Here is a 25980-nt window from a genome sequence, read left to right as displayed (position 1 = left end):
TGGGTCGGAGGGCTGTAGGGCGCCTGAGCCTTGATATGCGGGACATCGCCGACCGATGTCCCAGCCTCCGGCATGAAGAGACCGACGCGCAATGCGTCCGGTCGGGTCGATACGCCAACGGCGGTCGTAAACTGGAGTCGCAATATGCTGAAAAGCTTCGGCAAGGTGCTGCTGGGCGCTGTTGCGCTGGTCGCAGTACTGGCCTTGCTGGTCCACTGGATCACCCCGGCGGTGCTCGCGCAGCACCGTGAAGATCTCATTTTCTATCTGCAGGCACACCTGTACCTGGTGTTCGTGTCGATGCTGGCGGCCCTGGCGGTCGGCATCCCCGCCGGCATCCTGCTCAGTCGGCCCGGCCGCGAGCACAGTGCCGAGCGCTTCATGCAGGTTTTCAACGTCGGTAACACCGTGCCGCCCCTGGCGGTGCTGGCCATCGCCCTGTCCATCGTCGGCATCGGTAACGGCCCGGCGATCCTGGCGCTGTTCCTGGCCTCGCTGCTGCCCATCGTGCGCAACACCTACGAAGGCCTGCGCAACGTGCCGAGCTCGCTGACGGAAGCCGCCACCGGCATCGGCATGACGCCGCGCCAGTCACTGTGGAAGGTCGAGCTGCCCAATGCGGTGCCGATCATCGTCGGCGGTATTCGCGTGGCGCTGGCGCTGAACGTCGGCACCGCGCCGCTGGTGTTCCTGATCGGCGCCAACAGCCTGGGCAGCCTGATCTTTCCCGCCATTGCCCTCGAAGACCAGCCTTTGCTGATTCTCGGCGCTGCCGCCACCGCCTTGCTGGCGCTGCTGCTCGATGGTCTGGTGGCGGCCGTCAGCCGCTTCTGGTTCGAGCGGGGGGTGGTCCGTTGAAGGAAACGATAATGAAGTCTCTCGTTCTTTGCCTCGGCCTGTTGCTGGCAGCGACCAGCCAGGCTGCGGAAATTCGTATCGGTGCCAAGGTGTTCACCGAGCAGGTGATCCTCTCCGAACTCACCGCCCAGTACCTGCGTCCCCACGGCTATGAGCCGCGCATCGTCGGCAACCTGGGCAGCACCATCGCCTGGAACGGCATGAAGAGCGGTCAGCTGGACCTGACCTGGGAATACACCGGCACCTCGCTGGTGGCCTTCAACAAGGTCACCGAGCGCCTCGACAAGGACGCCGCCTACCAGCGTGTCAAGGAGCTGGATGCCAAGAGTGGTGCGATCTGGCTGGCACCCTCGAACTTCAACAACACCTATGCCCTGGCGTTGCCGGAAAAGGTCGCCGAGGAGCACCCGGATATCCACACCATCAGCGACCTGGCCGCCGCTCTGAAAACACCGGGTAAGGGCAGCCGCCTGCTGGCGCTGGACATCGAGTTCGCCAACCGTTCCGACGGTCTGAAAGGCCTGGTCCAAGAATACGGCCTGACCTTCACGCGCGACGAAATCCGCCAGATGGACCCGGGGCTGGTCTACACCGCGCTGCGCAACGGCCAGGTGTTCGTCGGCCTGGTGTACACCACCGACGGCCGCCTGGATTCCTTTGGCTTGCGTCTGCTCGAGGATGACCGCAAGTACTTCCCGGATTACACAGCCGCGCCGGTGGTCAATGCCGACTACCTCAAGCAGCACCCGGAGCTCGAAGCGTTGCTCAAGCCGCTGGCCGAGCGCCTGGACGACGCCACCATGCGTCGCCTCAACGCTCGCGTCGACGTGGATCGCGAGACGCCTGCCGCAGTGGCGGCCGATTTCCTGCGTCAGGAAAAACTGATCGGGGAGGGCAACTGATATGGATTTCATGACCGCTTTCCAGCATATCGACTGGGCCGAGGTGGCCAGCCTGACCGTCGAACACATCTCCCTGGTTGGTATCGCCGTGGGCTTGGCGATCCTCATTGGTGTGCCGCTGGGTATCCTGATGACCCGCTTTCCATGGCTAGCCGGGCCGCTGCAGGGCCTGGCCACCGTGGTACTGACCTTGCCGGCCATCGCCATATTCGGCCTGTTGCTGCCGTTCTACTCGCAGTTCGGCCAGGGCCTTGGCCCGCTGCCGGCGGTGACTGCGGTGTTCCTCTATTCGCTGCTGCCGATTCTGCGTAACACCTACCTGGCGCTGACCAGCGTCGAGCCGGGCATTCGCGAGGCGGGTAAAGGCATTGGCATGAGTTTCTGGCAGCGCCTGCGCATGGTCGACTTGCCGATTGCTGTGCCAGTGATCCTGGCGGGCGTGCGCACCGCCGTGGTGATGAACATCGGTGTGATGACCATTGCCGCCACCATCGGCGCCGGCGGCCTCGGCGTGCTGATTCTCACCGCCATCAGCCGCAGCGACATGGCGACCCTGTTCGTTGGCGCCGTGCTGGTGAGCCTGCTCGCCATCGTCGCCGACCTGTTTTTGCAGTGGCTGCAGAAAACGCTCACTCCCCGTGGCCTGAAAGCCGCCCACTGAGGATTCGAACATGATTCAACTCGACAAATTGACCAAGAAATTCCAGCAGAAAGGCAAAGATGTCGTCGCCGTCAACGAAGTCAGCCTGACCGTCGACGAAGGCCAGATCTGCGTGTTTCTCGGTCCATCGGGCTGCGGCAAGAGCACCACGCTGAAGATGATCAATCGGCTGATCGAGCCGACCTCCGGGCGTGTACTGATCAACGGTGAGGACACCACCGGCATCGATGAGGTGACCCTGCGCCGCAACATTGGCTACGTGATCCAGCAGATCGGTCTGTTCCCCAACATGACCATCGAGGAAAACATCACCGTGGTGCCCAAGTTGCTCGGCTGGGACAAGAAGCGCTGCCACGAGCGCGCCGTGGAGCTGATGAGCATGGTGCAGCTGGAGCCCAAGCAGTATCTGTCGCGCTACCCGCGCGAACTGTCCGGCGGCCAGCAGCAGCGGATCGGCGTGATCCGCGCTCTGGCTGCCGACGCTCCTGTATTGCTGATGGACGAACCCTTCGGTGCGGTCGACCCGGTCAACCGCGACGCCATCCAGAATGAGTTCTTCCAGATGCAACGCGCGCTGAACAAGACCGTGATCATGGTCAGCCACGACATCGATGAAGCCATTAAGCTGGGTGACAAGATCGCCATCTTCAAGGATGGGACGCTGTTGCAGTTCGACCACCCGGATACCCTGCTGGCGCACCCTGCCGATGATTTCGTCAGCGGTTTCGTCGGCCAGGACAGCACCCTCAAGCGCCTGCTGCTTATCCGCGCCGAAGATGCCGCTGACGATGCGCCGTCGGTATTGGCCGAGGCGAGCATCGCCGATGCAGTGGAACTGATGGAAGAACACGACCGTCGCCACCTGGTGGTGACCGACGCCGCCAAGAAGGCCCTTGGCTTCATTCGTCGCCGTGACCTGCGTGGTCAGGGCGGTGCGGTGCAGCCGTTCGTGCAGCCGTTCAACGCCACCGCCGCCCACGACGAGCACCTGCGCATCCTGTTGTCGCGTATGTACGAGTTCAACCGCTCGTGGCTGCCGGTGCTCAGCGCGGAAAATGACTTCCTTGGTGAAGTCACCCAGGAATCCATCGCCGATTACCTGAGTTCCGGGCGCTCGCGGGGCAAGAGCAGCATCGTCTCGCCGGCGGAGCAGGTCGCCAGCTGAGGCGGCGCCCCGGGCCGGTTACCGTAACCGGCCCGGGGCCTGGCCTTAGGCCTGTTCGAAGATCACGTAGACCTTGCGGCAGGTCTCCAGCACTTCCCAGGTGCCGGTAAAGCCAGCCGGTATCACGAAGCGGTCACCGGCGCGCACGGTCTTGGCATTGCCGTCGTGATCACGCAGCACCGACACGCCCTGCAGGATCTCGCAGTATTCGTGCTCGGTGTAATTCACCGTCCACTGGCCGACCTCACCCTCCCAGATCCCCGTATTGAATTGCCCGCAGGGGGCTCGAGTAATGGTTGCGCACCTGCTGCTGCGGGTCGCCCTTGAGGATCTTCTCGGCGGCGGGGCAGTAGCTTTCGGCGCTACCAGCGCTGTGGGCGAAATCGACGATCTGCTGGATGTTCATCTGCACGTTCCGTGGTTATTCAGAGGACGTTGGCGATCATGCCGCGTGCGGCGATAGGGCTGAATACCGCGGCAGGCACGGGCTGAGTCTATGTTTAAAAAAATGAACGCAGCAAGGCGTTTGGCCACCAACTGTCAAGAATATTGAAAATCCTGCGAGCGCTGGTTTAGTGTGGCTCGCAGTTTCCAACGCCCTTGTTGGCCACCGCAGGCGCCCGAGCGCCTTCACCGACGAAAGAGGATGATCAGATGACCCGTTTGACCCGTACCGACTGGGAGCAGCGTGCAAAGGATCTGAAAATCGAGACCCGCGCCTTTGTGCAGGGCGAGTACCAGTCTGCGCAGAGCGGTGAGACCTTCGAATGCATCAGCCCGGTCGATGGCCGGGTGCTGGGCCAGGTCGCCAGTTGCGACCTGGCGGACGCCGAACTAGCGGTTAAGTCGGCGCGCGCCGCCTTCGACTCCGGCGTGTGGTCACGCATTGCCCCAGCCAAGCGCAAGGCCAAGATGATCCGCTTCGCCGAGCTGCTGATGGCCAACGCCGAAGAGCTGGCGCTGCTGGAAACCCTGGACATGGGCAAGCCGATCAGCGATTCCCTGGGCATCGACATCCCGGCGGCGGCCAATGCCATTCGTTGGAGCGCTGAGGCGATCGACAAGGTCTACGACGAAGTGGCGCCAACGCCCCATGACCAGCTCGGTCTGGTGACCCGCGAGCCGGTCGGCGTGGTGGCGGCCATCGTGCCGTGGAACTTCCCGCTGCTGATGTCCAGCTGGAAGCTCGGCCCGGCCTTGGCCACCGGCAACTCGGTGATCCTCAAACCGTCCGAGAAGTCGCCGCTGACCGCCATCCGCGTCGCCCAGCTGGCCATCGAAGCCGGAATCCCGGCCGGTGTGTTCAACGTGCTGCCCGGCTACGGTCACACCGTGGGCAAGGCCCTGGCGCTGCACATGGGCGTCGACACCATCGTGTTCACCGGTTCGACCAAGATCGCCAAGCAGCTGATGATCTATGCCGGCGAATCGAATATGAAGCGCGTGTGGCTGGAGGCGGGTGGCAAGAGCCCCAATATCGTGTTCGCCGATGCGCCGGACCTCAAGGCCGCCGCCGAGTCCGCTGCCAGTGCCATCGCTTTCAACCAGGGCGAAGTGTGCACTGCAGGTTCGCGCCTGCTGGTGGAGAACTCCATCAAGGAGCGCTTCCTGCCCATGGTGGTCGAGGCCCTGAAAGGCTGGAAGGCCGGCAACCCGCTGGATCCGGACACCAACGTCGGCGCCCTGGTCGATACTCAGCAGATGGACACCGTGCTGCGTTACATCGAGGCCGGCCACAAGGATGGCGCCAAGCTGCTGATCGGCGGCAAGCGCACCCTGGAGGAGAGCGGCGGCACCTATGTCGAGCCGACCATCTTCGACGGCGTGACCAATGCCATGACCATCGCTCGCGAGGAAATCTTCGGGCCGGTGCTCTCGGTGATCGGCTTCGACAGCGCCGAGCAAGCCGTGCAGATCGCCAACGACACCGTGTATGGCCTGGCCGCCGCGGTGTGGACCGCGGATATCTCCAAGGCGCACCTGACTGCCCGCGCCCTGCGCGCCGGCAGCGTGTGGGTCAACCAGTACGACGGCGGCGACATGACCGCGCCGTTCGGTGGTTTCAAGCAGTCGGGCAACGGCCGTGACAAGTCTCTGCATGCCTTCGATAAGTACACCGAACTGAAAGCCACCTGGATCAAACTCTGATCCTGCACGGATGAGGCCCGCCAGCCGGTGGGCCTGAGCAAGCCGGCGGCCGGGCTCCCAGAGCCCGGCCGCTGTGTTTCAAGGGAGTCAGTAATGCGTTGGGGAACCTACTTCGCCGTCTGCCTGGCGGTGATCAGTATCGGTCTGGCCATGGGCGTGACCATGCCGCTGGTGTCGCTGCGCCTGGAGAGTTGGGGCTACGGCTCGTTCGCCATCGGCATCATGGCGGCCACGCCGGCCATCGGCGTGCTGCTGGGCGCCTCGCTGGCTGGCGGGCTGGCCGCGCGCTGCCCGACGCCACGGCTGATGCAATTCTGTCTGCTGGCCGGCGCGCTGTCGGTCACTGGCCTGGCGCTGCTGCAGAGCTATCCCGTCTGGATTGTGCTGCGCCTATTGTTGGGCGTGACCCTGACCGTGGTGTTCATTCTCGGCGAGAGCTGGATCAACCAACTGGCGGTGGAGAAGTGGCGCGGCCGGCTGGTGGCGCTGTATGGCACCGGCTACGCCCTGAGCCAGCTGTGCGGGCCGCTGCTGCTTAGCGTGCTGGGCACCGATACCGATCTGGGCTTCTGGTTTGGCGTGTCGCTGTTGGTCGGCGGCTCGCTGCTGCTGATCGGCCGCACCGGCGCACCGGTGGTCGATGCCCACAGCGCGTCCGGGCGTGGCCTCTTGGTGTTCTGCCAGCGCATGCCGGCCATCGCCTGGGCGGTGATGCTGTTCGCCGCCTTCGAGGCGATGATGCTCACCCTGTTGCCGATCTACGGGCTGCGCCAGGGCTTTACCCAGGAAGTGGCGCTGTTCATGGCCAGCGTGGTGGTGGTGGGTGATGCGGTGCTGCAGCTGCCCATCGGCCTGCTTGCCGACCGCATCTCGCGGGTGACGCTATTCCGCCTGTGCGGCGTGGTGCTGCTGTTCTCCAGTCTGGGCATTCCGCTGCTGTTGCATACGCCGGTGATCTGGCCGGTGTTGGTGCTATTCGGCGCCAGTGCGGGTGGTCTGTTCACCCTGTCGCTGATCCTGATCGGCGAACGCTTTCGTGACGATCAGCTGGTGCGCGCCAATGCCCATGTGGCGCAGCTGTGGGGCATTGGCTGCCTGGTCGGACCGCTGGCTACCGGCGCGGTCAGCCAATGGATCAGCGGACATGCATTACCGATGCTGATGGCGGTCGGCGCGGCAGCCTTTATCTGGTTGGCCTGGCGGCCCCACGCCTTCGACGAGCGCGTCGCGCTATAGCATTTTCTCCAGGCCGATGGCCCGTGCGAACCAGGCATTGAAGCGCCGCCAGCGGCTGCCGGGTTCCTCGGTGAGGACGAATTCCTTGCCGTCGTCCTCGCCGATCCAGACCATCCGCGTCGCGCCGTTGGCGTCGTGCTGCAGGCGCACTTCGTAGCTCACCGACGGTTTCATGCCCTGCAGGGCCAGCTCGCGCAGATAGGCGGCCAGCTTCGGGCTGTCGACCAGTACGCCGACCTCGGTATTCCACAGCACCGAGCGCGGGTCGACGTTGAAGGAGCCGACGAAGGATTTCTGCTTGTCGATAACGATGGCCTTGCTGTGCAGGCTGGAATTGGAGCTGCCACTGAGGCTGTAGGCCGGCGGCGAATCAGCGCCTGGTTCGCTGCGTAACTCGTACAGACGCATGCCATGTTCGAGCATTTCCTGGCGATAGGGCGCGTAACCGCCGTGTACCGCCGGCACGTCGGTGGCTTCCAGGGCATTGGTCAGCAGGCGGATCTCCACGCCGTTATCGGCCAGGCCGATCAGATACTCCAGGCCGGCCGGCGCTGGCACGAAGTAGGCGGAGACCATCACCAGATCGCTCTTGGCCGCCTGGATGTGCGGCGCGAGCTGCGTGGTGAGCAGCAGATGCGGGTCTGGTTCGCCGCTGGCCAGCACTTTGCTCGGTGCGTCCCACAGGGCGATGCCGGGTGCCCAGATCAGCTCGTCGAGCCAGACGTTCAGCTTCGGCGTGTGCTGATAGGCGAGCAGGCGCTCGTAGAGTTCGGGCTGCTCGACGCGGGCGGTGTCGAGGTATTCGCGCAGGCCCTTGCGTGCCTTGTCGAGGGTTTTCAGCGAGGGCTGGCGCCAGACGAATTCCTCGATAGGCTGGCTCAGCCGGCTGTTCCAGTACTGGTCGAAACTCTGCGCCAGGTCGTGGGCCACCGGGCCGACGGCGAGCATGTCGATGTCGGTGAAGTTCATGTTCGGCTCGGCATCGAAATACTCATCGCCCAGGTTGCGCCCGCCGACGATGGCCGCCGCGCTGTCGGCCAGCCACAGCTTGTTGTGCATGCGCCGGTGCTGCTGGGAGAGATTCAGGCCGCGGCCGATCACTCGCGTCACGCCGGTCAGGCGCCCCAGGTGCAGCGGGTTGAACACGCGGATTTCGATATTTGGGTGGGCTGCCAACAGGGCGATCTTGTAGTCCTCGCCGTCGCTGGTAGTGTCGTCGAGCAGGATGCGAATGCGCACGCCACGGTCGGCGGCTTGCAGCAGCTCCTTGACCAGCGCGCGGGTGCTCAGGCCGTCATGTACGATGTAGTACTGCAGGTCGAGGCTGTGCTGCGCCGCGCGGATCAGCTCGGCGCGGGCGGCGAAGGCTTCGTTGCTGGCCGGCAGCAGGCGAAAGCCGGAGTGCCCCTGATGCTCGGCGGCGCGCGCTTCGAGCCCGGCGCCGAATGACGACTCGGCCGCGGGAATGGCCTGGCTGGGCACGATGGGCACCTGGTTGGTACAGCCGCCGAGAATCAGCAGGGCGATAAAGAGCACGCGCAAGGGCACAGTTGCAGCCTCCAATCGGCTGTCCGGATGTGCTGATAGGACGCTGCTGCGCCGGGAAAGATTCAGTCTCTCGGCGGTGGTGACTCTTCCAGCATGGTCGCGACGGTTTCGCCCACCTTGCGCACCGCTGCCTCGATGATCGGGCTGGGGCGCGTGGCGTAGTTCATGCGCAGGCAATTGCGGTACTTGCCGGCGGCGGAAAAGATGCTGCCCGGTGCGACCTGGATCTTGTGCGCTGCCAGTTCGCGGTTCAGGCGCTGGCTGTCGAAACCCTCGGGCATCTCCACCCACAGCATGAAGCTGCCCTGGGGCCGGCTGACCCGCACCGAAGGCGGAAAGTAGCGGCTCACCCAGTCGCTCATCTGCTCCAGATTGCGCGCGTATTGCCCGCGCATACGGCGCAGGTGCGGCTCGTAATGGCCGGCCTCGAGATACTCGGCCAGGGCCAGCTGGGGCAATTGCGCGGTGGCGCCGGTGCCCAGGTACTTCATGTGCAGCACCTGGTCGAGGTAGCGGCCTGGCGCGATCCAGCCGACACGGAAGCCGGGCGCCAGGGTCTTGGAAAACGAGCTGCACAACAGCACGCGGCCGTCGTCATCGTAGGATTTGATGGTGCGTGGGCGCGGGTAGTGAAAGGCCAGCTCGCCGTACACGTCGTCCTCGATGATCGCCACGTCGTGGCGCTGGGCGAGGGCCAGCAGAGCGCGCTTGTTGGCCTCGGGCATGATGTAGCCCAGCGGGTTGTTGCAGTTGGGGGTGAGCTGAATGGCTTTGATCGGCCATTGTTCCAGGGCCAGCTCCAGCGCCTCGAGGCTGATGCCGGTGAGCGGGTCGGTGGGCAACTCCAAGGCCTTCATGCCGAAGCCTTTGAGTGCCTGCATCACGCCGTGGAAGCTCGGCGAATCGACGGCGACGATATCGCCCGGCACGCAGATCGCCCGGATTGCCGCCGACAGCGCCTCGTGGCATCCGGTAGTGATGACGATGTCCTCATAGGTCAGCTGGCAGCCGGAGTCCAGGGTCAGGCGGGCGACCTGTTCGCGCAGGCGCACGTCGCCGTAGATGCTGCCGTAGGTCAGGGTGTGCAGGTCCTGCTTGCGGCTCAGCCGCGACAACGCACGCAACAGGGGCTTGAGCGTCGGGCTGTCGATGTCCGGGCGGCCGCGGCCCAGCTGGACGAAATCATTGCGTGGCGAAGGGGCGATCTGTTCCAGCACCTGATCCCACTGCGAGACGTCCACGGGGCGTTGCGGCGCCCGGCTGATCTTCGGCAGTGCCGGCTTGTCGCGGCCTTGCGGCACGAAGTAGCCGGATTTCGGTTTCGGTAGCGCCAGGCCGCGGTCTTCCAGGTGGCGGTAGGCCTGCTGCACGGTGCTCAGGCTGACTCCGTGTTCCTGGCTCAGGGCGCGCACCGAGGGCAGGCGGTCGCCCGGCCGGTAAAGGCCCTGCTCGATGCGTTCGCCAATCAGGTCGGCCAGGTTGGTATAGAGGGTCATGTTCACGCACCTGTATGCAAGGGAGCCAGTTGAACCATACAGATGGCTCTTCGCGGAACCATTCAGTTCACTCGATGGTTAATCTGTATGGATTTAATTCCCTTTCTTTGCATCTGTCATGCTTTTTCGCCGCCCGCCATCATGATCTCCCATGACCCACCAGGCGCAGGAGAGCGACATGAACGGGCTGAGCGATGTGCGATTGACTTTGAAGGGCCGCGAGCTGGAAAGCGGTAACGGCCTGCGACTGACCGAAGTGCCGGCGCATGCGGCGCTGACCGATCGCTGGCAGCGTTTCATTCGCCGCCTGACCACCCGGCGCGCACTGCTCAGGCTCAACGAGGCTCAGCTTGAGGACATCGGTTTGAGCCGCGAGCAGGCCGAGTGCGAAGCCAACCTGCCGTTCTGGAAGCTCTGAGCCGGCGCTGTAGCCCGGCGTTGAGTGCAGCGATACCTGGGACTTCTTTTCCTGGGTATCGCTGCGCTCAACCACAGGCTACGGAGAGCATTGGCGCTATCAGGCCAGTTCCTTGAGTCGGTGCCAGAGCATGCCCAGTGCCAGCAGCGGCGAGCGCAGATGGCGACCGCCGGGAAAGGTCATGTGCGGCACCTTGGCGAACAGCTCGAAGCCGCCGCCGGCCTGCCTGGCGATGGCTTCGGCGAGCAGCTTGCCGGCCAGGTGGGTGGCATTCACGCCGTGGCCCGCATAGGCCTGGGCGTAGAACACATTGGGTTGATCCTTGAGTTGGCCGATCTGCGGCAGGCGGTTGGCGCCGATGCCGATCATCCCGCCCCACTGGTAGTCGATACGCACGTTCTGCAACTGCGGGAATACGGCGAGCATCTTCGGCCGCATATAGGCGGCGATATCGGATGGATCGGTGCCGGAGTAGCGGCAGGCACCGCCAAACAGCAGGCGGCGGTCGGCTGAAAGCCGATAATAGTCAACGGCCACCCGCTGGTCGCAAAGCGCCATGTTCTGCGGGATCAGCGCGTTGGCCTGCTCCTCGCTCAGCGGCTCGGTGGCGATGATGTAGCTGCCGGCGGGCAGCACCTTGCCGCCCAGTGTCGGGTTCAGGTCGCGGATGTAGGCGTTGCAGGCCAGCACCAGTTGAGGGGCGCGTACCACGCCCTGGGCGGTGTGCACGCGGATCTCGCTGCCATAGTCGATGCGCATGGCCGGCGAATGCTCGAACAGGCGCACGCCCAGGCTGCGCGCAGCAGCGGCTTCGCCGAGTGCCAGGTTGAGGGGGTGCAGATGCCCGGAGCCCATGTCGATCATGCCGCCGACATAGCGCTGTGAGCCGACCACCTCGTGCATCTGTTCCGGTTGCAGCAGGCGCAGCTCGTGGCGATAGCCGAGGCCCTGCAGTTCGGCGGCATCCTCGGCGAAGCCGGCCAGATCGCGCGGCTTGTTGGCCAGGTCGCAGTAGCCCCAGGTCAGGTCGCAGGCGATCTCGAACTGGGCGACTCGCCGGCGCACCAACTCCACCGCTTCCAGGCCCATCAGTTTCAGCTCGCGCACACCGTCCTTGCCGATCACCGATTCGAACTGCTCGACGCCATGGCCGACGCCGCGAATCAGTTGCCCACCGTTGCGCCCGCTGGCGCCCCAACCGATGCGATGCGCTTCGACCAGCACCACCGAGAGGCCTTTCTGGGCCAGCTCGATGGCCGTGTTCAGGCCCGAGAACCCGCCGCCGACGATGCACACGTCGGCGCGCTGCTCGCCTTGCAGAACCGGCAGGTCGAGCTGCTGGTTGACGCTGGCGGCGTAGTAGGAGGGCGCATGCTCGGCGCTATGAACCGGCGGGTGGGCACGGGCGGTCATGTGCGAAATCCTGATTTCGGTGTGGGTAAAAATTGACGAAGCATAAGCGCGCAATCCGCTGCGAGCCAACCGCCGATTGCCGAGCTTTGCCTGGCCTGAGGCGGCCTGTACCATGCCCGCCTGCCGTTCCAGAGCCCCCGACCATGAGTTGCACCAGCCGCAAGATCGACCTGTTGCGCCGCCAGATTCCGCGCTTCGATTGCGTGCCTGGCTGTCACGATTGCTGTGGCCCGGTCACGGCTTCCTCCGAGGAAATGGCGCGCCTGCCGCGCAAGACCCGCGCCGAGCAGGACGCCGCCCTGGCCGAGTACAACTGCGTGCACCTGGGGCCGAATGGCTGCCAGGTGTACGACCAGCGCCCGCTGATCTGCCGGCTGTTCGGCACCACGCCGAACCTGCCGTGCCCCCATGGTCGCGGGCCCGAGCAGCCCATCGAGGCGCGTGTCGAACAGCAGGTGCACCAGCTGATCGCCTCGACGCGGCAGGTGCTCGTCTAGGTCACTCCGGCACGGGCAGCGCCAAACTCTCCTTCACCTCTTCCATGACGATATAGCTCTTTGACTCGCGCACGTGGGGCAGCTTGAGCAGGATGTCACCGAGCAATTTGCGGTAGCTGGCCATCTCGTTGATGCGCGCCTTCACCAGATAGTCGAAGTCGCCGGACACCAGGTGGCATTCCAGCACGTGGGGCAGCTTGAGCACGGCGCGGCGGAAATCCTCGAAGGTATCGCCGGACTTGTAGTCCAGGCTGATCTCCACGAACACCAGCAGGCTGGCCTTGAGGTTCTGCGGGTTGAGGCGGGCGTGGTAGCCCATGATGATGCCTTCGCGCTCCAGGCGGCGGACCCGCTCGGTGCAGGGCGTGGTCGACAGGCCGACCCGTTCGCCCAGCTCGGTGAAGGAGATGCGCCCGTCCTCTTGGAGGATGCGCAGGATGTTGCGGTCGATCTTGTCCAGCTCGCGGCGGCTCTGGTGTTGCGTACGCATGCTCGGCACCTCTCCGTGAAAGGCTGATAAAGCCAGAATTCCCTTCGAATATACGGTTGTATACAGTGAAAAGCACTGCCATTCACTTTCTATACTGTACGCATCGACTTCTCAAATCGTAATACGCCAGTGCATCGTCGCGGCGAGGAGAACAACATGCGGGTTCTGGTGCTTGGTAGCGGTGTGATCGGTACGGCCAGTGCGTATTACCTGGCCCGCCAGGGCTTCGAGGTGGTGGTCGTTGATCGCCAGGACGGCCCGGCCATGGAAACCAGCTTCGCCAACGCCGGCCAGGTATCGCCGGGTTATGCCTCGCCCTGGGCGGCGCCGGGTATCCCGTTGAAGGCGATGAAGTGGCTGCTGCAAAAGCACGCGCCGCTGGCCATCAAGCTGACTGGCGACGTCGATCAGTATCTGTGGATGGCGCAGATGCTGCGCAACTGCACCGCCGCCCGCTATGCGGTGAACAAGGAACGCATGGTGCGCCTGTCCGAGTACAGCCGTGATTGCCTCGACGAGTTGCGCGCGGAAACCGGCATTGGCTACGAAGCACGCCAGCTTGGTACCACCCAGCTGTTCCGCACCCAGGCGCAGCTGGACAACGCCGCCAAGGATATCTCGGTGCTCGAGCAATCCGGCGTGCCCTACGAGCTGCTCGATCGCGCCGGCATCGCCAAGGTCGAACCGGCCCTGGCCAGCGTCACCGACAAACTCGCTGGCGCCCTGCGTCTGCCCAATGACCAGACCGGTGACTGCCAGTTGTTCACCCGCAAGCTGGCCGAGATGGCCGCCGCACTGGGCGTGCAATTTCGTTTCGGCAAGAACATCCAGCGCCTGGATGTCGCCGGTGACCGTATCAACGGCGTGTGGATTGACGGCAAGCTGGAAACCGCCGACCGCTACGTACTCGCCCTGGGCAGCTACAGCCCGCAACTGCTCAAGCCGCTGGGCATTCGCGCGCCGGTCTATCCGCTCAAGGGGTACTCGCTGACGGTGCCGATCACCAACCCGGACATGGCGCCGACGTCGACCATCCTCGACGAAACCTACAAGGTCGCCATCACCCGCTTCGACCAGCGCATCCGCGTGGGCGGCATGGCCGAAATCGCCGGCTTCGACCTGAGCCTCAACCCGCGTCGTCGCGAAACTTTGGAAATGATCGTCGGTGATCTGTATCCCCAGGGCGGTGACCTGAGCCAGGCGGATTTCTGGACCGGTTTGCGCCCGGCGACCCCTGATGGCACGCCCATCGTTGGCGCCACCCCCTATCGAAACCTGTTTCTGAACACCGGACACGGTACCCTAGGCTGGACCATGGCCTGCGGCTCCGGTCGCCTGCTGGCCGACCTGATCGCCAAGAAGCGTCCGCAGATCAGTAGCGAAGGCCTGGATATTTCCCGTTACGGTAGCCCCAAGGAGTTGAACAAGCATGTCCATACAGCGCCTGCGAACTGAGCCGCGTCTGAGCGAAATCGTCATTCACAACGGTACCGTCTACCTGGCTGGCCAGCTGGATGAAAACCACAGCGACGGCATCGAAGCGCAGACCAAGGCGACCCTGGACAGCATCGATGCCTTCCTGGCCGAGGCTGGCACCGACAAGACGCGCATCCTGTCGATCACCATCTTCCTCAAAGACATCGACGACCGCGATGGCATGAACAAGGTCTGGGACGCCTGGGTACCTGCCGGCCACTCGCCCGCCCGCGCCTGCGTCGAGGCCAAGCTGTATTCGCCTGATGTGCTGGTGGAAATGACGGTGATTGCTGCGCTGCCCTGAGGCTCGCAGCACGTCTGGCCTGAGAACTGGCCGATTTGTGGGAGCCGGAGGGCGCTTCGTCCTTACCCGCTCCCACGAAAGCACTCCACTGACCGTTCACCTTGCTCCGTGATTTTCCGCCCTTCGAGATAACCATGCGTCCCGCCCGTGCCCTGATCGACCTGCAAGCCCTGCGTCACAACTACCAACTGGCCCGTGAACTGGCTGGCGCCCGCGCGCTGGCAGTGGTCAAGGCCGATGCCTATGGGCATGGCGCGGTACGTTGTGCCCAGGCGCTGCAGGCGGATGCCGACGGCTTCGCCGTAGCATGTATCGAAGAAGCACTGCAACTGCGCGCCGCGGGCATCAGCGCGCCGATCCTGTTGCTCGAAGGGTTCTTCGAGGCCAGCGAGCTGGCGCTGATCGACGAGCATGACCTGTGGTGCGTGGTGCACGCCGGGTGGCAGTTGGAAGCCATCGAGCAGGCGGACCTGAAGCGCCCGCTGAACGTCTGGCTTAAGCTGGACAGCGGCATGCATCGCGTCGGTTTCCACCCGGCCGACTATCAGGCCGCCTACCGGCGCCTGCTGGCCAGCGGCAAGGTGGTGAAGATCGTGCTGATGAGCCACTTCTCCCGCGCCGACGAGCTCGACTGCCCGCGCAGTAATGAACAACTGGCGGTGTTTCAGCAGGCCCGCGAAGGCCTGGCCGCCGAGGTCAGCCTGCGCAATTCGCCGGCCCTGCTGGGCTGGCCGAGTATCCCCAGTGACTGGTCGCGGCCCGGCATCATGCTCTACGGCGCCACGCCGTTCGAGCGGGCCCAGGACGTCGCCGCCCGGCTGCAGCCGGTGATGACCCTGGAGTCGCGCGTCATCAGCGTGCGTGACCTGCCGGCCGGCGAGCCGGTCGGCTACGGCGCGCGTTTCGTCAGCGAGCGTGCCACCCGTGTCGGCGTGGTCGCCATGGGTTACGCCGACGGTTATCCGCGTCACGCGCCGACCGGCACCCCGGTGCTGATCGACGGCCAGCCCTCGCGGATCATCGGTCGTGTTTCCATGGACATGCTCACCGTCGACCTCAGTGACCTGCCGGGCGCTGGTCTGGGCAGCCGCGTCGAGTTCTGGGGGCGCGGCGTGCTGGCCAGCGACGTCGCCCTGGCCGCCGGCACCATTCCCTATCAGCTGTTCTGCAATGTGCGGCGGGTGCCGCTGATCTACAGCGAAGCCTAGGCGCGATGGAACCCCGGGTGTTCGGGCTGTTGTAAATACTGAACACTGTCGCCATGATAAGACCACTTTTCATGGCTTCACCTGGGGGTATCCAACATTGGACGTCGGTCTTCGCCTGCAATCTATTCGCAAGCAAAAGGGGCTTTCCCAGCGCGAACTCGCCAAGCGGGCGGGGGTTACCAACAGCACCATTTCGATGATCGAGAAGAACAGCGTGAGCCCCTCGATCAGCTCGCTCAAGAAGGTTCTGGCCGGCATCCCGATGTCGCTGGTGGAGTTCTTCTCCCTGGAGGCCGAGCAGGACAGCCAGGTGCAGGTGGTCTACCGCGCCAGTGAGCTGACCGATATTCACAGCGGCGCGATCACCATGAAGCTGATTGGCAAAGCCCACCCCAGCCGCGCCATTTCCTTTCTCGACGAAACCTACCCGCCGCACAGCGACACCGGCCTGGAGATGTACGCCCACGAGGGCGAGGAGACCGGCATGCTGGTGGAAGGGCGCCTGGAGCTGACCGTCGGTGACGAGGTGTTCATCCTCGAGAGCGGCGACAGCTACTACTTCGAGAGCAGCCGGCCGCACCGTTTCCGCAATCCCTTCGATCAGCCGGCGCGGCTGATCAGCGCCACCACGCCCGCTAACTTCTAAACCGGCGCGAGCAATCTGCGCCGTCGTTGATCTGCGTCATGGGGTCACGCATCCTGCCACTCGGGCCAGTCGGTATACTTTGCCGGCTTGCCAAACCCTGGCCGCGAGCGTGATTAGTCATCCATGAGGGCATCTGAGTGAACCCAATTAGCAGCATGCTGGTAGCGCCGGCCATCGCCCTGGCGCTGTGGGCCGTGACGGCTCAGGCGAACACCGACGAGGCGATCGCCGAGCGGATCAAACCCGTCGGGCAAGTGTGCATCGCCGGTCAGGAATGCAAAGGCGTTGAAACCGTGGCGACTGCCGCCGCCGGTGCCACGCGCAGCGCCGATGACATCATTGCCAAACACTGCACGGCCTGCCACACCAGCGGCCTGCTCGGCGCACCGAAGATCGGCGACACGGCAGCCTGGAAAGACCGTGCCGACCACCAGGGCGGGCTGGACGGCATTCTTGCCGCGGCCATCAACGGCATCAACGCCATGCCGCCGAAGGGCACCTGTGGCGACTGCTCGGACGACGAATTGCGTGCGGCCATCCAGAAGATGTCCGGCCTCTAAGCTCTGCATCATCCCCCCACAAAGCCGCCGCCAGGCGGCTTTGTTGTTTCAGACTGATGACGACATGCAGCAAAAGGCGCAACGGGGGAGTCCAAAGACGACGATCCCGACCGTTGGCCTGGAGAACCGCATGCCCCAATCCCGTACCCTCGAGCAAGCTGTCGACCATGTGCTGAGCACCATCGACGGGCCGATTCATCTCGGTCTGCCCCTCGGCCTGGGCAAGCCCAACCGCTGGGTCAACGCGCTGTATGCGCGGCTGCTCGAGATGCCCGAACGGGAGCTGACCATCTACACGGCGCTGTGCCTGGGGCGCCCGCGGGCCGAGCAGGAACTGCAGCAGCGCTTTCTCGACCCCTTCGTCGAGCGGGTCTACGGCGATTACCTGGAGCTGGATTTTCTCGCCGACCTGCAGGCCGACAGGCTGCCGCCCAACGTGCGTATCGAACAGTTCTTCCTGCAGCCCGGCAGCCTGCTGGACAGCGCACCGACCCAGCAGGACTACACCAGCAGCAACTACAGCCACGCCGCCCGCGACCTGAACGCCAAGGGCGTCAACGTGGTGGCCCAGCTGGTCGCAGTCGACGCCGCGCGCCCCCAGCACTTCAGCCTCAGCTGCAACCCGGACATCACCCTCGACCTGCTGCCGATGCTGCAGGAGCGGCGCGCCCGCGGCGAAACCATCCTTTGCGTGGCCCAGGTTCACGAGCAACTGCCGTACATGGCGGGCGATGCCGAGCTATCCCGTGAGGTCTTCGACATTCAGCTGCAGGAGAGCGAAGCCAGCACGCTGTTTTCCACGCCGAACATGCCGGTCACGGTGCAGGATCACTGCATCGGCTTGTACGCCAGCACCCTGGTGCGCGACGGCGGCAGCCTGCAGATCGGTATCGGCGCTATGGGCGATGCGGTCTGCGCCGCGTTGCTGCAGCGTCATGCCGATAACCCGGCGTACCGCGCGGCGCTCGATGAGCTGCAGGGCGATCAGTTGCATCCGCTAAGTAGCAAACTGGGCGATCTCGGGCCGTTTCAAACCGGGCTGTACGGCTGCAGCGAAATGTTCGTCAACGGTCTGCTGGATCTGGCCGAGGCCGGGGTGATCCGCCGTGTCGTCTACCCGGACGTACGCGTGCAGCGGCTGGCCAGTGCCGGTGCGCTGGATGCCAGTGGCCAGCCGCGCAGTATTCAAGCGTTGCTCGATGCCGGCCTGCCCACGCGCCTGGATGACGCCGCGCTGGCCTGGATGCAGGAGGGCGGGCTGTTGGACGCCAACCTCAAGATGCAGGGGGAAAACCTGCTGCTGCCCACCGATCAGCAATGCTCGACTGACCTGGCCGATCCCCTCAGCCAGGCAGCCCTGCGTGATTACCTGGCGCCCGCTCGGCATGGCGTGGTGGTGCACGGAGGCTTCTTTCTCGGGCCGCAATCTTTCTACCAGCGCCTCAATGCCATGACAACGGAGCAGCGCAGCCGTTTCGGCATGACCGGTATCGGCTTCATCAACGAGCTGTACGGGCAGGAAGAACTCAAGCGGCTGCAGCGCGTGGATGCCCGCTTCATCAACAGTGCCTTCACCGTCACCCTGCTCGGCGCGGCGGTGGCCGATCAGCTGGAGGATGGCCGTGTGCTCAGCGGCGTCGGCGGGCAGTACAACTTCGTCGCCCAGGGCCACGCGCTGCCCGGCGCTCGCTCGATCCTGCTGCTGCGCAGTTGGCGCGAGTCGGCCGGCGAGGTCCGCTCCAACATCGTCTGGGAATATGGCCACGTGACCATTCCGCGCCACCTGCGTGACGTGGTGATCACCGAATACGGCATTGCCGATCTGCGCGGCAAGACCGACTCCCAGGTGATCGAGGCGCTGCTGGCGGTCACCGACTCACGCTTTCAGAGCGAGCTTATGGAGCAGGCGATCGACGCCGGCAAGCTGCCGAAGGATTTCCGCCTCGACGCGCGCTACGCCGACAACACGCCTGAGCGTCTCGAACGGATCGCTGCAGGCCATCGGCCGGTGTTCGCCGAGTACCCGCTGGGCAGCGATTTCAGCGATGAAGAGCAAGCGCTGTTGCGGGCGCTGACCTGGCTGAAGGGCAAGTTTCGCCTGAGCGAAGTGCTGGAGCTGGGCAAGGCGGCGTTCGATGCGCCGCCTGCCGAGGCGTTTCCAGAAGCCCTGCAGCGCATGGGCCTGGAGCGGCCCGAGGGTTTGCGCGAGGAGCTGTACCAGCGTCTGGTGCTGGCTGGGCTGCAGGCTACTCGAGAAAGGTGACCTTGCCGCCTTCCAGAGACTTGATGCGCGCCAGGGATTCGATCCGGTAACCCTGGGCATCCAGGGTGCTGCGACCGCTCTGGAAGGACTTCTCGATCACCACGCCAATGCCGGCGATGCTGGCGCCGGCCTGGCCGACCAGGTCGATCAGCGCCTTGGCGGCGTGGCCGTTGGCCAGGAAGTCGTCGACCAGCAGCACGTGATCATTGGCATTGAGGTGCTTGGAAGAAATCGCCAGGGTGCTCTCGGTCTGCTTGGTGAAGGAGAACACCTTGGAAATGTACAGGTTGTCCTTCAGCGTCAGCGACTGGTACTTGCGGGCGAAGATCACCGGCACGCCCAGTTCCAGGCCGGCCATCACGGCCGGTGCGATGCCCGAGGCTTCGATGGTGACGATCTTGGTGATGCCCAGACCCTTGAAGCGCTCGGCGAACTCGTGGCCGATCTCCTGCATCAGCTTGGGATCGATCTGGTGGTTGAGAAAGGCATCGACCTTGAGCACCTGCTCGGAGAGGACGGTACCTTCACTGCATATCTTCTGTTTCAACAACTCCACGATCGATCCTCTGTGCTCACGAGCAAAGCGGCGGATTTTCGCTCAAAACGCTGATCATTTGTAGCGAAAACGCAGCGCGCCCGCTCCGCTCGTCAGTGGCCTGGCCCAGCCGAGCGCTCAGGCGCTGCGCGTCAGCCGGCGCAGAATGTCCCGCGGAATGCCGCGCGGGTCCAGCGGCAGCTTGTCCGGTGCCGGCTCCAGGCCCAGCTCGAACAGCCAGTTGAGGGCGTATTCGCGCAGTTGCTTCTGCTCGTACTCCTGCCATTGCTGGCGCAGGGCAGGGAAATAGTCGATCTCGTAATCGAAGGCCTTGAGCGGCTTGCGGCCGGTCAGTGCGGCGCTGAGCAGCGGGTGGGCATTGAGGTCGTTGAGGGTGAACAGAAAGGATTCGCGCATCGCCACGCGCTGGGCCATGTCGAGATTCGGCACCCGGGCGTAGCGGTCGGGGTTGAGCTGTACCTGCTGGCGCTCATCGCTGCCCTGGTCTTCCGGCGACAGGCTCAGCACCGTGCCGGCTTCCATGTCGAGCCAGTGTTCGAGGGTTTCACGGCCGTTGATCAACTGGGTCAGGGTGTCGAGGTCGAGAGTGAGCGTGCGCATGGTGCCGGGCCTCTGCAAGGGGAGCTGACGATAACGGAGCCGACTGCTGGAGCCGGCCTTTCACTCTGACTACGAAATGTTGCACTGGTGCCCATGGAGACACTGGGCTTGGTGAAAACGTAGCCTGGGTTGAACAGTGCGATACCCAGCAAAATTTCCCGGGTGTCGCTGCGCTCGACCCGGGCTACGGTGCTGCGCAGTTAGCGCTTGAGCATCGCCCGCATGCTGGCCAGGGCGTCGTTGCCGCGAGCGGCCTTGACCTCGACCGGGGCTTCTTCCTGACCTTCCCAGACCAGATCCTCCGGAGGCAGCTCGTCGAGGAAGCGGCTTGGCGAGCATTCGACGATTTCGCCGTACTGCTTGCGCTTGGCGGCGAAGGTCAGCGCCAGGTTGCGCTTGGCGCGGGTGATGCCCACGTAGGCCAGGCGACGTTCTTCCTCGATGGTGTCGGCCTCGATGCTGGAGCGGTGCGGCAGGATCTCCTCCTCGAAACCGATGATGTAAACCGACGGAAACTCCAGACCCTTGGAGGCGTGCATGGTCATCATCTGCACGCCGTCGGCACCTTCTTCCTCTTCCTGCTGGCGTTCGAGCATGTCGCGCAGTACCAGTTTGCCGATGGCATCCTCAATGGTCATATCGCCTTCCTCGTCCTTGTCGAGGGTGTTCTTCAAGGCGTCGACCAGGAACCACACGTTGCCCATGCGCGCCTCGGCGACCTTGTCGCTGGAGGCGTTCTGGCGCAGCCAGTTCTCGTAGTCGATGTCCATGACCATGCTGCGGATCGCGGCGATCGGCTCGTTGACCACGCACTGCTCGCGCACGCCGTCCATCCAGCGCTTGAACCGCGCCAGGCGCTCGGTGTAGCGGCTGTCCAAGTGCTCGCCCAGGCCAATCTCGTCGCTGGCCGCGTACATGCTGATCTTGCGCTCGTTGGCGTAGTTGCCGAGCTTTTCCAGGGTCGTGGAACCGATCTCCCGGCGTGGCACGTTGATCACCCGCAGGAAGGCGTTGTCGTCGTCCGGGTTGACCAGCAGGCGGAAGTAACTCATCAGGTCCTTCACTTCCTGGCGGGCGAAGAAGCTGGTGCCCCCGGACAGGCGATAGGGGATCTGGTGGTGCTGCAGCTTCAGCTCCATCAGCTTGGCCTGGTAGTTGCCGCGGTAGAGGATGGCGAAATCGCTGTACGGGCGCTGGGTACGCAGGTGTTCGGTGAGAATCTCCAGCGCCACCCGCTCGCACTCGGCGTCTTCGTTGCGGGTGCGGATCACACGGATCTCGTCGCCCATGCCCATCTCGCTCCACAGCTGCTTCTCAAAGGCGTGGGGGTTGTTGGCGATCAGCACGTTGGCGCATTTGAGAATGCGGCTGGTGGAGCGGTAGTTCTGCTCGAGCATCACCACCTTGAGCGACGGGTAGTCTTCCTTGAGTAGATTGAGGTTCTCTGGCCGCGCGCCGCGCCAGGCGTAGATCGACTGGTCGTCGTCGCCGACCACGGTGATCTGGTTGCGCATGCCTACCAAGAGCTTCACCAGCAGGTACTGGCTGGAGTTGGTGTCCTGGTATTCGTCGACGAGCAGGTAGCGGATGCGGTTCTGCCACTTCTCCAGAATGTCCTGGTGCTCTTGGAACAGCTTGACCGGCAGCAGGATCAGGTCGTTGAAATCCACCGCGTTGTAAGCCTTGAGCGTGCGCTGGTAATGCAGGTAGACGATGGCGGCGGTCTGCTCCTTGGGGTTGCGCGCGCCCGCCAGGGCCTCGTCGGGCAGGATGAGGTCGTTCTTCCAGCTGTCGATGTAGTTCTTGACCTCATCGGCGCCGTCGTCGCCGGCGTACTCCTTCTGCATGATGTCGGTGAGCAGCGCCTTGATGTCGCCGTCATCGAAGATCGAGAAGCCAGGCTTGTAGCCCAGGCGTGCGTACTCCTTGCGGATGATGTTCATGCCCAGGTTGTGGAAGGTCGACACCGTCAAACCGCGGGCTTCGGAGCCTTTGAGCAGGGTGCCGACGCGCTCTTTCATTTCGCGCGCGGCCTTGTTGGTGAAGGTCATGGCGACGATGTGCTGGGCGCGGATGCCGCAGTTCTGCACCAGGTGGGCGATCTTGCGGGTAATTACGCTGGTCTTGCCGGAGCCTGCACCGGCGAGCACCAAAAGAGGGCCGCCGACGTAGTTCACGGCTTCCTGTTGCCGGGGGTTGAGTCGGGACATCGTGTCTATCGCAGAGGAAAATGGCCGCGCATTTTAGCCGAAAGTCGCCGGCCATTTCGTGGCTTTGCGGTGCCAGCCGACAACCGTGCAATGGGGCATGTTCTGCGCACTCGTTGCGCGGGCGGGCTTGTCGATTGCCCGGGTTTTATCGCAGGATGTCCGGCGACTTACACGGAAGTGATTGATTTGACGCCGGAACCGGCGCATTCAGCAGCGCCGCAGGCGCTCATCTTTTTCGTGCATCGGGGGATTTTTCTTGAGCGCATTCGTCGAGCCGTTGCGCCTGGTATTGCTGGCCGAGACGCCGCAGTGGAGCGAGCTGTTGCGTGAGCGTCTGGACGCCGCGGACGCTCCACTGCCGTTAAGCTGCGCCTCCAGTTGGCCGGACGCCCGGCAACTGCTCGACGACGCCGACGACGCGGTGCTGCTCACCACCCCCGCGCACCTGCCCGACTCGCGACGCTGTACGGCGCCGATCATCCTTTTGCTGGAACAGGAACCGGACGATACGCCACCCCAGGTCTGCGACTGGCTGGTGCGCGATCAGCTCAGCGCCGATGTCCTGCGCCGTAGCCTGCGCTATGTACGTGAGCAGGGCCGTCTGCGCCTCACCTTGCAGCGCCTTACCGAGCGGGACGCACTGACCGGCATCGCCAACCGTCAGGGCTTTCACACGCTTTTGGCCGCACGGCTGGATAAGCCGAGCCGCGGCGGTCTGGCGCTGGTGCAGCTGGATCTGGACAACTTTCGCCAGGCCAACGATGCCCTGGGCGACCACGCCGGCGACCTGCTGATCCAGCAAGTGGTGGCGCGTCTCAAACAATATCTGGTGCGAGGCGATCAACTGGCGCGCCTGGGCGGCGACGAATTCGCCCTGCTGGTCGACAGTCAGGACGAACCTGCGCGGCTGCTCACCTGGGTGCAACACCTGCTCGAGGCGCTGGGTGAACCGTACTGGGTCGAAGGCGAGAGCCTGCTGCTTGGCTGCAGCATCGGTGTGGCGCTGGCCAAGCCGGCAAGCACCGCGGACACGCTGATGTGGCACGCGCATATCGCCATGCAACAGGCCAAAGGCCGCCAGGGCTGCACCTTTCATCTGTATGACGAGCGCCTCGATCAGGGCATGCGCTGCCAGATCGACCTGCAGCGCGAGCTGCGCCGGGCGTTGCGCAAGAGCGAACTGCAACTGCATTACCAGCCCAGGTTGTGCCTGCAGAGCGGGCGTATCGTCGGCCTGGAAGCGCTGGTGCGTTGGCAGCACGAAACCCATGGTCTGTTGCTGCCGGGCGAATTCGTGCCGCTGGCTGAAGAGTGTGGGCTGATCGTACCGTTGGGCTACTGGGTGATCGACCGGGCGATGCGTGACATGCAGTTGTTGCGCGAGCGCGGCCACCCGGCGCTGCACATGGCGGTCAACCTGTCGTTCCGCCAGTTCCAGGACAGCCAGTTGCTACCGACTCTGGAGCGGCTGATCGACAGCTGTGGCATCGACAGTCATTGGCTGGAGTTCGAACTCACCGAAACCGCAGTGATGCGTCGCAGCGACTACGTGCTGCAGACCATGCGCCGCTTGGGGCATCTGGGGGTGCGCTTCTCTCTGGACGACTTCGGCACCGGCTTCTCGTCCTTCGAGCACCTGAGCAACCTGCCCATCGCCCTGCTGAAGATCGACCGCAGCTTCGTCACCGGCATGGAAACGCGTCCGCAGAGCCAGCAACTGGTGCAGGCGATGATCAGCCTGGCCCACAACCTGGATCTGCAGGTGGTCGCCGAAGGTGTGGAAACCGAGGAGCAGCTGCAGCTACTGCGTGAATTCGGCTGTGATCAGGCCCAGGGCTACCTGATCAGCAGAGCCATGCCGTTGACCGAGCTGGGGCACTTTCTGTCGGCTGGTGTGCGGGAGCCGCTGCTTGGTGGTCGCTGTTAAACGCTGCTAGTTAGCCGATCAGGACAGGCAAGTCTGCATCGCCTTGGGCTTTTGCAGGCGCGCGGTCTTCCACTGAAAACCCAGCACCAGGCCACTTGCCGTTACCGCCAGGCCGGCAGCCAGGCCCCACCACACGCCATGGGCGCCCCAACCGAACGGGAAGGCCAGCAGCCAGGCCAGCGGTGCGCCAATGCACCAGTAACCGGTCAGACCGATCACCAGGGTCAGGCGACCGTCGTTGAGGCCACGAATCGCACCCATGGCGATGCTCTGCAGGCCATCGAACAGCTCGAACCAGGCGGCAATCGCCAGCAGGCTTACCGCCAGGGTGACGATATTGGCGAACGCCGGATCGTGGCGGTCGAGGAACAGGCCGATGATCCATTCCGGCAGCAGCCAGAACGCCAGGGCGAACAGCAGCATAAGCGCGGCGCCCATGGCCATGCCCAGGTGGCCAGCCAGGCGCGACAGGTGCAGCTGGCCTGCGCCGTAATGCATACCGACCCGGAAAGTCACCGCGTAGGACAGGCCGTGGGGAACGATAAAGGCCAGGGCGACCGATTGCATGGCGATCTGGTGCGCCGCCAATTGCACGCTGCCCAGGGCGCCCATGCACAGGGTGGCGAAGGTGAAAAGCCCTTGCTCGGCGGCGTAGGTGCCGCCAATCGGCAGACCGAGGCGCAGCAGGGCGCGGAGTTCGGCGCGCTGCGGGCGACCCAGGCCGCCGCGTAGCTTGTAGCGCTGATAGGTCGGCGAGATCAGGATGTACAGCCCCAGTGCCAGCGCCATGGCGCTGCTGACCAGTGCGGTGGTCAGGCCGATCCCGCTCAGGCCGAGGTCTACGCCGAACCAGCCCTTGATCAGCGCGTAGTTGATAATGAAATTGGCGATGGTGCCGACGATGCTGATGGTCATCACCGGGCCGGGATGGCCGATGGCGCTGGTGAAGCCGCGCAGCGCCATGAAGCACAGGTAGGCGGGCAGGCCCAGTGATAGAGGTCGCAGGAAGTGCATGGCCTGGCTGGATGCTGCCGGGTCCTGACCCAGGTGCGGTAGTAGCGGGCCGAGGCCATTTAGGCACAGCGCACTGATGATGCCCAGCAGGATGGCCAGCCACAGGCCGTTGCGCAGCAGGCGGGTGACGCCCTGCGGGTCGCCGGCGCCGTGGCGGATGGCGATCATGCTGCCGACGGCGGCGATCACCCCGGCGCAGAAGATCGAGAAGATGAAGTAGCAGGTCGCGCCCAGAGCGCCGCCGGCCAGTTGCCCTGGACCGAGCATGGCCATCATCAGCGTGTCAGTGAAGATCATCAGCGCATGGGCCAACTGTGCGGAGATCAGCGGGCCGGCGAGGCGCAGCAGGGCGCTCAGTTCGTGACCAAGGGGACTTTTCATGAT

Annotated in this window: 23 protein-coding genes and 1 pseudogene; 15 read left to right on the top strand and 9 right to left on the bottom strand. The window is 64.3% G+C overall.

The window, feature by feature from the left end:
* Positions 1-144: 144 nt before the first annotated feature.
* From PVA39_RS17620 to PVA39_RS17605, 4 genes are read left to right on the top strand one after another with little or no spacing between them, the layout of a single operon-like run.
* Positions 145-858: an ABC transporter permease gene (locus tag PVA39_RS17620; RefSeq protein ID WP_274125159.1), complete on the top strand. Its 714-nt coding sequence runs from the start codon at positions 145-147 to the stop codon at positions 856-858.
* An 11-nt stretch (positions 859-869) separates the two neighbouring features.
* The gene (locus PVA39_RS17615) at positions 870-1760 is read left to right on the top strand and encodes a glycine betaine ABC transporter substrate-binding protein (protein ID WP_274125158.1); all 891 of its coding nucleotides are present in this window, start codon (positions 870-872) and stop codon (positions 1758-1760) included.
* A 1-nt stretch (position 1761) separates the two neighbouring features.
* Positions 1762-2421 carry an ABC transporter permease gene (locus PVA39_RS17610; RefSeq protein WP_093505504.1) on the top strand — a complete coding sequence of 220 codons (660 nt, stop codon included), beginning with the start codon at positions 1762-1764 and terminating at the stop codon, positions 2419-2421.
* A gap of 10 nt (positions 2422-2431) precedes the next feature.
* Positions 2432-3586: an ABC transporter ATP-binding protein gene (locus tag PVA39_RS17605; RefSeq protein ID WP_274125157.1), complete on the top strand. Its 1155-nt coding sequence runs from the start codon at positions 2432-2434 to the stop codon at positions 3584-3586.
* 45 nt (positions 3587-3631) lie between these two features.
* Here PVA39_RS17605 and PVA39_RS17600 read toward each other — a convergent pair.
* Positions 3632-3992, bottom strand: a pseudogene (locus PVA39_RS17600) (cupin domain-containing protein).
* A gap of 248 nt (positions 3993-4240) precedes the next feature.
* Here PVA39_RS17600 and PVA39_RS17595 point away from each other — a divergent pair.
* Together PVA39_RS17595 and PVA39_RS17590 are read left to right on the top strand one after the other, a co-directional pair.
* Positions 4241-5734 (top strand): aldehyde dehydrogenase, encoded by a 1494-nt coding sequence (locus PVA39_RS17595; RefSeq protein ID WP_274125156.1) that lies wholly within the window; start codon positions 4241-4243, stop codon positions 5732-5734.
* Between the two features lie 93 nt (positions 5735-5827).
* On the top strand, positions 5828-6970 hold the full coding sequence (locus PVA39_RS17590) for an MFS transporter (RefSeq protein ID WP_274125154.1): 1143 nt from the start codon (positions 5828-5830) through the stop codon (positions 6968-6970).
* On the opposite strand, the gene PVA39_RS17585 is transcribed toward PVA39_RS17590, so the two are convergent.
* Both PVA39_RS17585 and PVA39_RS17580 read right to left on the bottom strand, forming a co-directional pair.
* Positions 6965-8533, bottom strand: a complete 1569-nt coding sequence (locus tag PVA39_RS17585) for a phospholipase D family protein (RefSeq protein WP_425272692.1) — start codon at positions 8531-8533, stop codon at positions 6965-6967. The two genes, PVA39_RS17590 and PVA39_RS17585, sit on opposite strands and share 6 nt — an antisense overlap.
* A 47-nt stretch (positions 8534-8580) precedes the next feature.
* Positions 8581-10014: an aminotransferase-like domain-containing protein gene (locus PVA39_RS17580; RefSeq protein WP_274125153.1), complete on the bottom strand. Its 1434-nt coding sequence runs from the start codon at positions 10012-10014 to the stop codon at positions 8581-8583.
* Between the two features lie 178 nt (positions 10015-10192).
* On the opposite strand from PVA39_RS17580, the gene PVA39_RS17575 reads away from it, so the two are divergent.
* Positions 10193-10432 carry a DUF1127 domain-containing protein gene (locus PVA39_RS17575; RefSeq protein WP_147176946.1) on the top strand — a complete coding sequence of 80 codons (240 nt, stop codon included), beginning with the start codon at positions 10193-10195 and terminating at the stop codon, positions 10430-10432.
* A 99-nt stretch (positions 10433-10531) separates the two neighbouring features.
* Here the strand turns inward: PVA39_RS17575 and PVA39_RS17570 are convergent, their stop codons facing one another.
* A complete protein-coding gene (locus PVA39_RS17570; protein ID WP_274125152.1) occupies positions 10532-11845 on the bottom strand; it encodes an NAD(P)/FAD-dependent oxidoreductase in 1314 nt (437 codons plus the stop codon).
* A 143-nt stretch (positions 11846-11988) separates the two neighbouring features.
* On the opposite strand from PVA39_RS17570, the gene PVA39_RS17565 reads away from it, so the two are divergent.
* Complete coding sequence (locus PVA39_RS17565) at positions 11989-12342, top strand: YkgJ family cysteine cluster protein (RefSeq protein WP_093505486.1); 354 nt, start codon at positions 11989-11991, stop codon at positions 12340-12342.
* Position 12343: 1 nt separating this feature from the next.
* Here the strand turns inward: PVA39_RS17565 and dadR are convergent, their stop codons facing one another.
* On the bottom strand, positions 12344-12832 hold the full coding sequence (gene dadR / locus PVA39_RS17560; RefSeq protein ID WP_013789818.1) for a transcriptional regulator DadR: 489 nt from the start codon (positions 12830-12832) through the stop codon (positions 12344-12346).
* A gap of 156 nt (positions 12833-12988) precedes the next feature.
* Here dadR and dadA point away from each other — a divergent pair, with 156 nt between their 5' ends.
* From dadA to PVA39_RS17530, 6 genes are all read left to right on the top strand, one after another.
* A complete protein-coding gene (dadA, locus tag PVA39_RS17555) occupies positions 12989-14287 on the top strand; it encodes a D-amino acid dehydrogenase (RefSeq protein ID WP_274125151.1) in 1299 nt (432 codons plus the stop codon).
* Positions 14262-14612 (top strand): RidA family protein, encoded by a 351-nt coding sequence (locus PVA39_RS17550; protein ID WP_075931558.1) that lies wholly within the window; start codon positions 14262-14264, stop codon positions 14610-14612. The genes dadA and PVA39_RS17550 overlap by 26 nt, the downstream gene beginning before the upstream one ends.
* A 134-nt stretch (positions 14613-14746) precedes the next feature.
* Positions 14747-15820, top strand: a complete 1074-nt coding sequence (gene alr / locus PVA39_RS17545; RefSeq protein ID WP_274125150.1) for an alanine racemase — start codon at positions 14747-14749, stop codon at positions 15818-15820.
* A 97-nt stretch (positions 15821-15917) separates the two neighbouring features.
* Positions 15918-16466, top strand: a complete 549-nt coding sequence (locus PVA39_RS17540; protein WP_013789822.1) for a cupin domain-containing protein — start codon at positions 15918-15920, stop codon at positions 16464-16466.
* Positions 16467-16603: 137 nt separating this feature from the next.
* Positions 16604-17026, top strand: a complete 423-nt coding sequence (locus tag PVA39_RS17535) for a c-type cytochrome (protein ID WP_147176942.1) — start codon at positions 16604-16606, stop codon at positions 17024-17026.
* 130 nt (positions 17027-17156) lie between these two features.
* Positions 17157-19289, top strand: a complete 2133-nt coding sequence (locus PVA39_RS17530) for an acetyl-CoA hydrolase/transferase C-terminal domain-containing protein (RefSeq protein ID WP_274125149.1) — start codon at positions 17157-17159, stop codon at positions 19287-19289.
* Here the strand turns inward: PVA39_RS17530 and PVA39_RS17525 are convergent.
* From PVA39_RS17525 to rep, 3 genes are all read right to left on the bottom strand, one after another.
* Positions 19273-19845 carry a xanthine phosphoribosyltransferase gene (locus PVA39_RS17525; protein ID WP_274125148.1) on the bottom strand — a complete coding sequence of 191 codons (573 nt, stop codon included), beginning with the start codon at positions 19843-19845 and terminating at the stop codon, positions 19273-19275. The two genes, PVA39_RS17530 and PVA39_RS17525, sit on opposite strands and share 17 nt — an antisense overlap.
* Positions 19846-19962: 117 nt before the next feature.
* Positions 19963-20445: a UPF0158 family protein gene (locus PVA39_RS17520; protein WP_274125147.1), complete on the bottom strand. Its 483-nt coding sequence runs from the start codon at positions 20443-20445 to the stop codon at positions 19963-19965.
* Positions 20446-20645: 200 nt separating this feature from the next.
* Positions 20646-22655 (bottom strand): DNA helicase Rep, encoded by a 2010-nt coding sequence (gene rep / locus PVA39_RS17515; protein WP_274125146.1) that lies wholly within the window; start codon positions 22653-22655, stop codon positions 20646-20648.
* A gap of 256 nt (positions 22656-22911) precedes the next feature.
* Here rep and PVA39_RS17510 point away from each other — a divergent pair, with 256 nt between their 5' ends.
* On the top strand, positions 22912-24582 hold the full coding sequence (locus PVA39_RS17510) for a putative bifunctional diguanylate cyclase/phosphodiesterase (protein WP_274125145.1): 1671 nt from the start codon (positions 22912-22914) through the stop codon (positions 24580-24582).
* An 18-nt stretch (positions 24583-24600) separates the two neighbouring features.
* On the opposite strand, the gene PVA39_RS17505 is transcribed toward PVA39_RS17510, so the two are convergent.
* On the bottom strand, positions 24601-25977 hold the full coding sequence (locus PVA39_RS17505) for a NorM family multidrug efflux MATE transporter (RefSeq protein ID WP_274125144.1): 1377 nt from the start codon (positions 25975-25977) through the stop codon (positions 24601-24603).
* Positions 25978-25980 lie beyond the last annotated feature (3 nt).

Origin of the sequence: Pseudomonas sp. CNPSo 3701, from assembly GCF_028674975.1 — a bacterium.
Taxonomy (GTDB): Bacteria; Pseudomonadota; Gammaproteobacteria; order Pseudomonadales; family Pseudomonadaceae; genus Aquipseudomonas; species Aquipseudomonas straminea.
The sequence above is the reverse complement of the archived record's forward strand: the minus strand, read 5'-3'. Positions and strand labels throughout refer to the sequence as shown.

Bases quoted from the DNA above. Each gene is read 5' to 3' on its own strand.
- PVA39_RS17620 (WP_274125159.1), top strand. From the start codon at position 145: ATGCTGAAAAGCTTCGGCAAGGTGCTGCTGGGCGCTGTTGCGCTGGTC.
- PVA39_RS17615 (WP_274125158.1), top strand. From the start codon at position 870: ATGAAGTCTCTCGTTCTTTGCCTCGGCCTGTTGCTGGCAGCGACCAGC.
- PVA39_RS17610 (WP_093505504.1), top strand. From the start codon at position 1,762: ATGGATTTCATGACCGCTTTCCAGCATATCGACTGGGCCGAGGTGGCC.
- PVA39_RS17605 (WP_274125157.1), top strand. From the start codon at position 2,432: ATGATTCAACTCGACAAATTGACCAAGAAATTCCAGCAGAAAGGCAAA.
- PVA39_RS17595 (WP_274125156.1), top strand. From the start codon at position 4,241: ATGACCCGTTTGACCCGTACCGACTGGGAGCAGCGTGCAAAGGATCTG.
- PVA39_RS17590 (WP_274125154.1), top strand. From the start codon at position 5,828: ATGCGTTGGGGAACCTACTTCGCCGTCTGCCTGGCGGTGATCAGTATC.
- PVA39_RS17580 (WP_274125153.1), bottom strand. From the start codon at position 10,014: ATGACCCTCTATACCAACCTGGCCGACCTGATTGGCGAACGCATCGAG.
- PVA39_RS17575 (WP_147176946.1), top strand. From the start codon at position 10,193: ATGAACGGGCTGAGCGATGTGCGATTGACTTTGAAGGGCCGCGAGCTG.
- PVA39_RS17570 (WP_274125152.1), bottom strand. From the start codon at position 11,845: ATGACCGCCCGTGCCCACCCGCCGGTTCATAGCGCCGAGCATGCGCCC.
- PVA39_RS17565 (WP_093505486.1), top strand. From the start codon at position 11,989: ATGAGTTGCACCAGCCGCAAGATCGACCTGTTGCGCCGCCAGATTCCG.
- dadR (WP_013789818.1), bottom strand. From the start codon at position 12,832: ATGCGTACGCAACACCAGAGCCGCCGCGAGCTGGACAAGATCGACCGC.
- dadA (WP_274125151.1), top strand. From the start codon at position 12,989: ATGCGGGTTCTGGTGCTTGGTAGCGGTGTGATCGGTACGGCCAGTGCG.
- PVA39_RS17550 (WP_075931558.1), top strand. From the start codon at position 14,262: ATGTCCATACAGCGCCTGCGAACTGAGCCGCGTCTGAGCGAAATCGTC.
- alr (WP_274125150.1), top strand. From the start codon at position 14,747: ATGCGTCCCGCCCGTGCCCTGATCGACCTGCAAGCCCTGCGTCACAAC.
- PVA39_RS17530 (WP_274125149.1), top strand. From the start codon at position 17,157: ATGCCCCAATCCCGTACCCTCGAGCAAGCTGTCGACCATGTGCTGAGC.
- PVA39_RS17520 (WP_274125147.1), bottom strand. From the start codon at position 20,445: ATGCGCACGCTCACTCTCGACCTCGACACCCTGACCCAGTTGATCAAC.
- rep (WP_274125146.1), bottom strand. From the start codon at position 22,655: ATGTCCCGACTCAACCCCCGGCAACAGGAAGCCGTGAACTACGTCGGC.
- PVA39_RS17505 (WP_274125144.1), bottom strand. From the start codon at position 25,977: ATGAAAAGTCCCCTTGGTCACGAACTGAGCGCCCTGCTGCGCCTCGCC.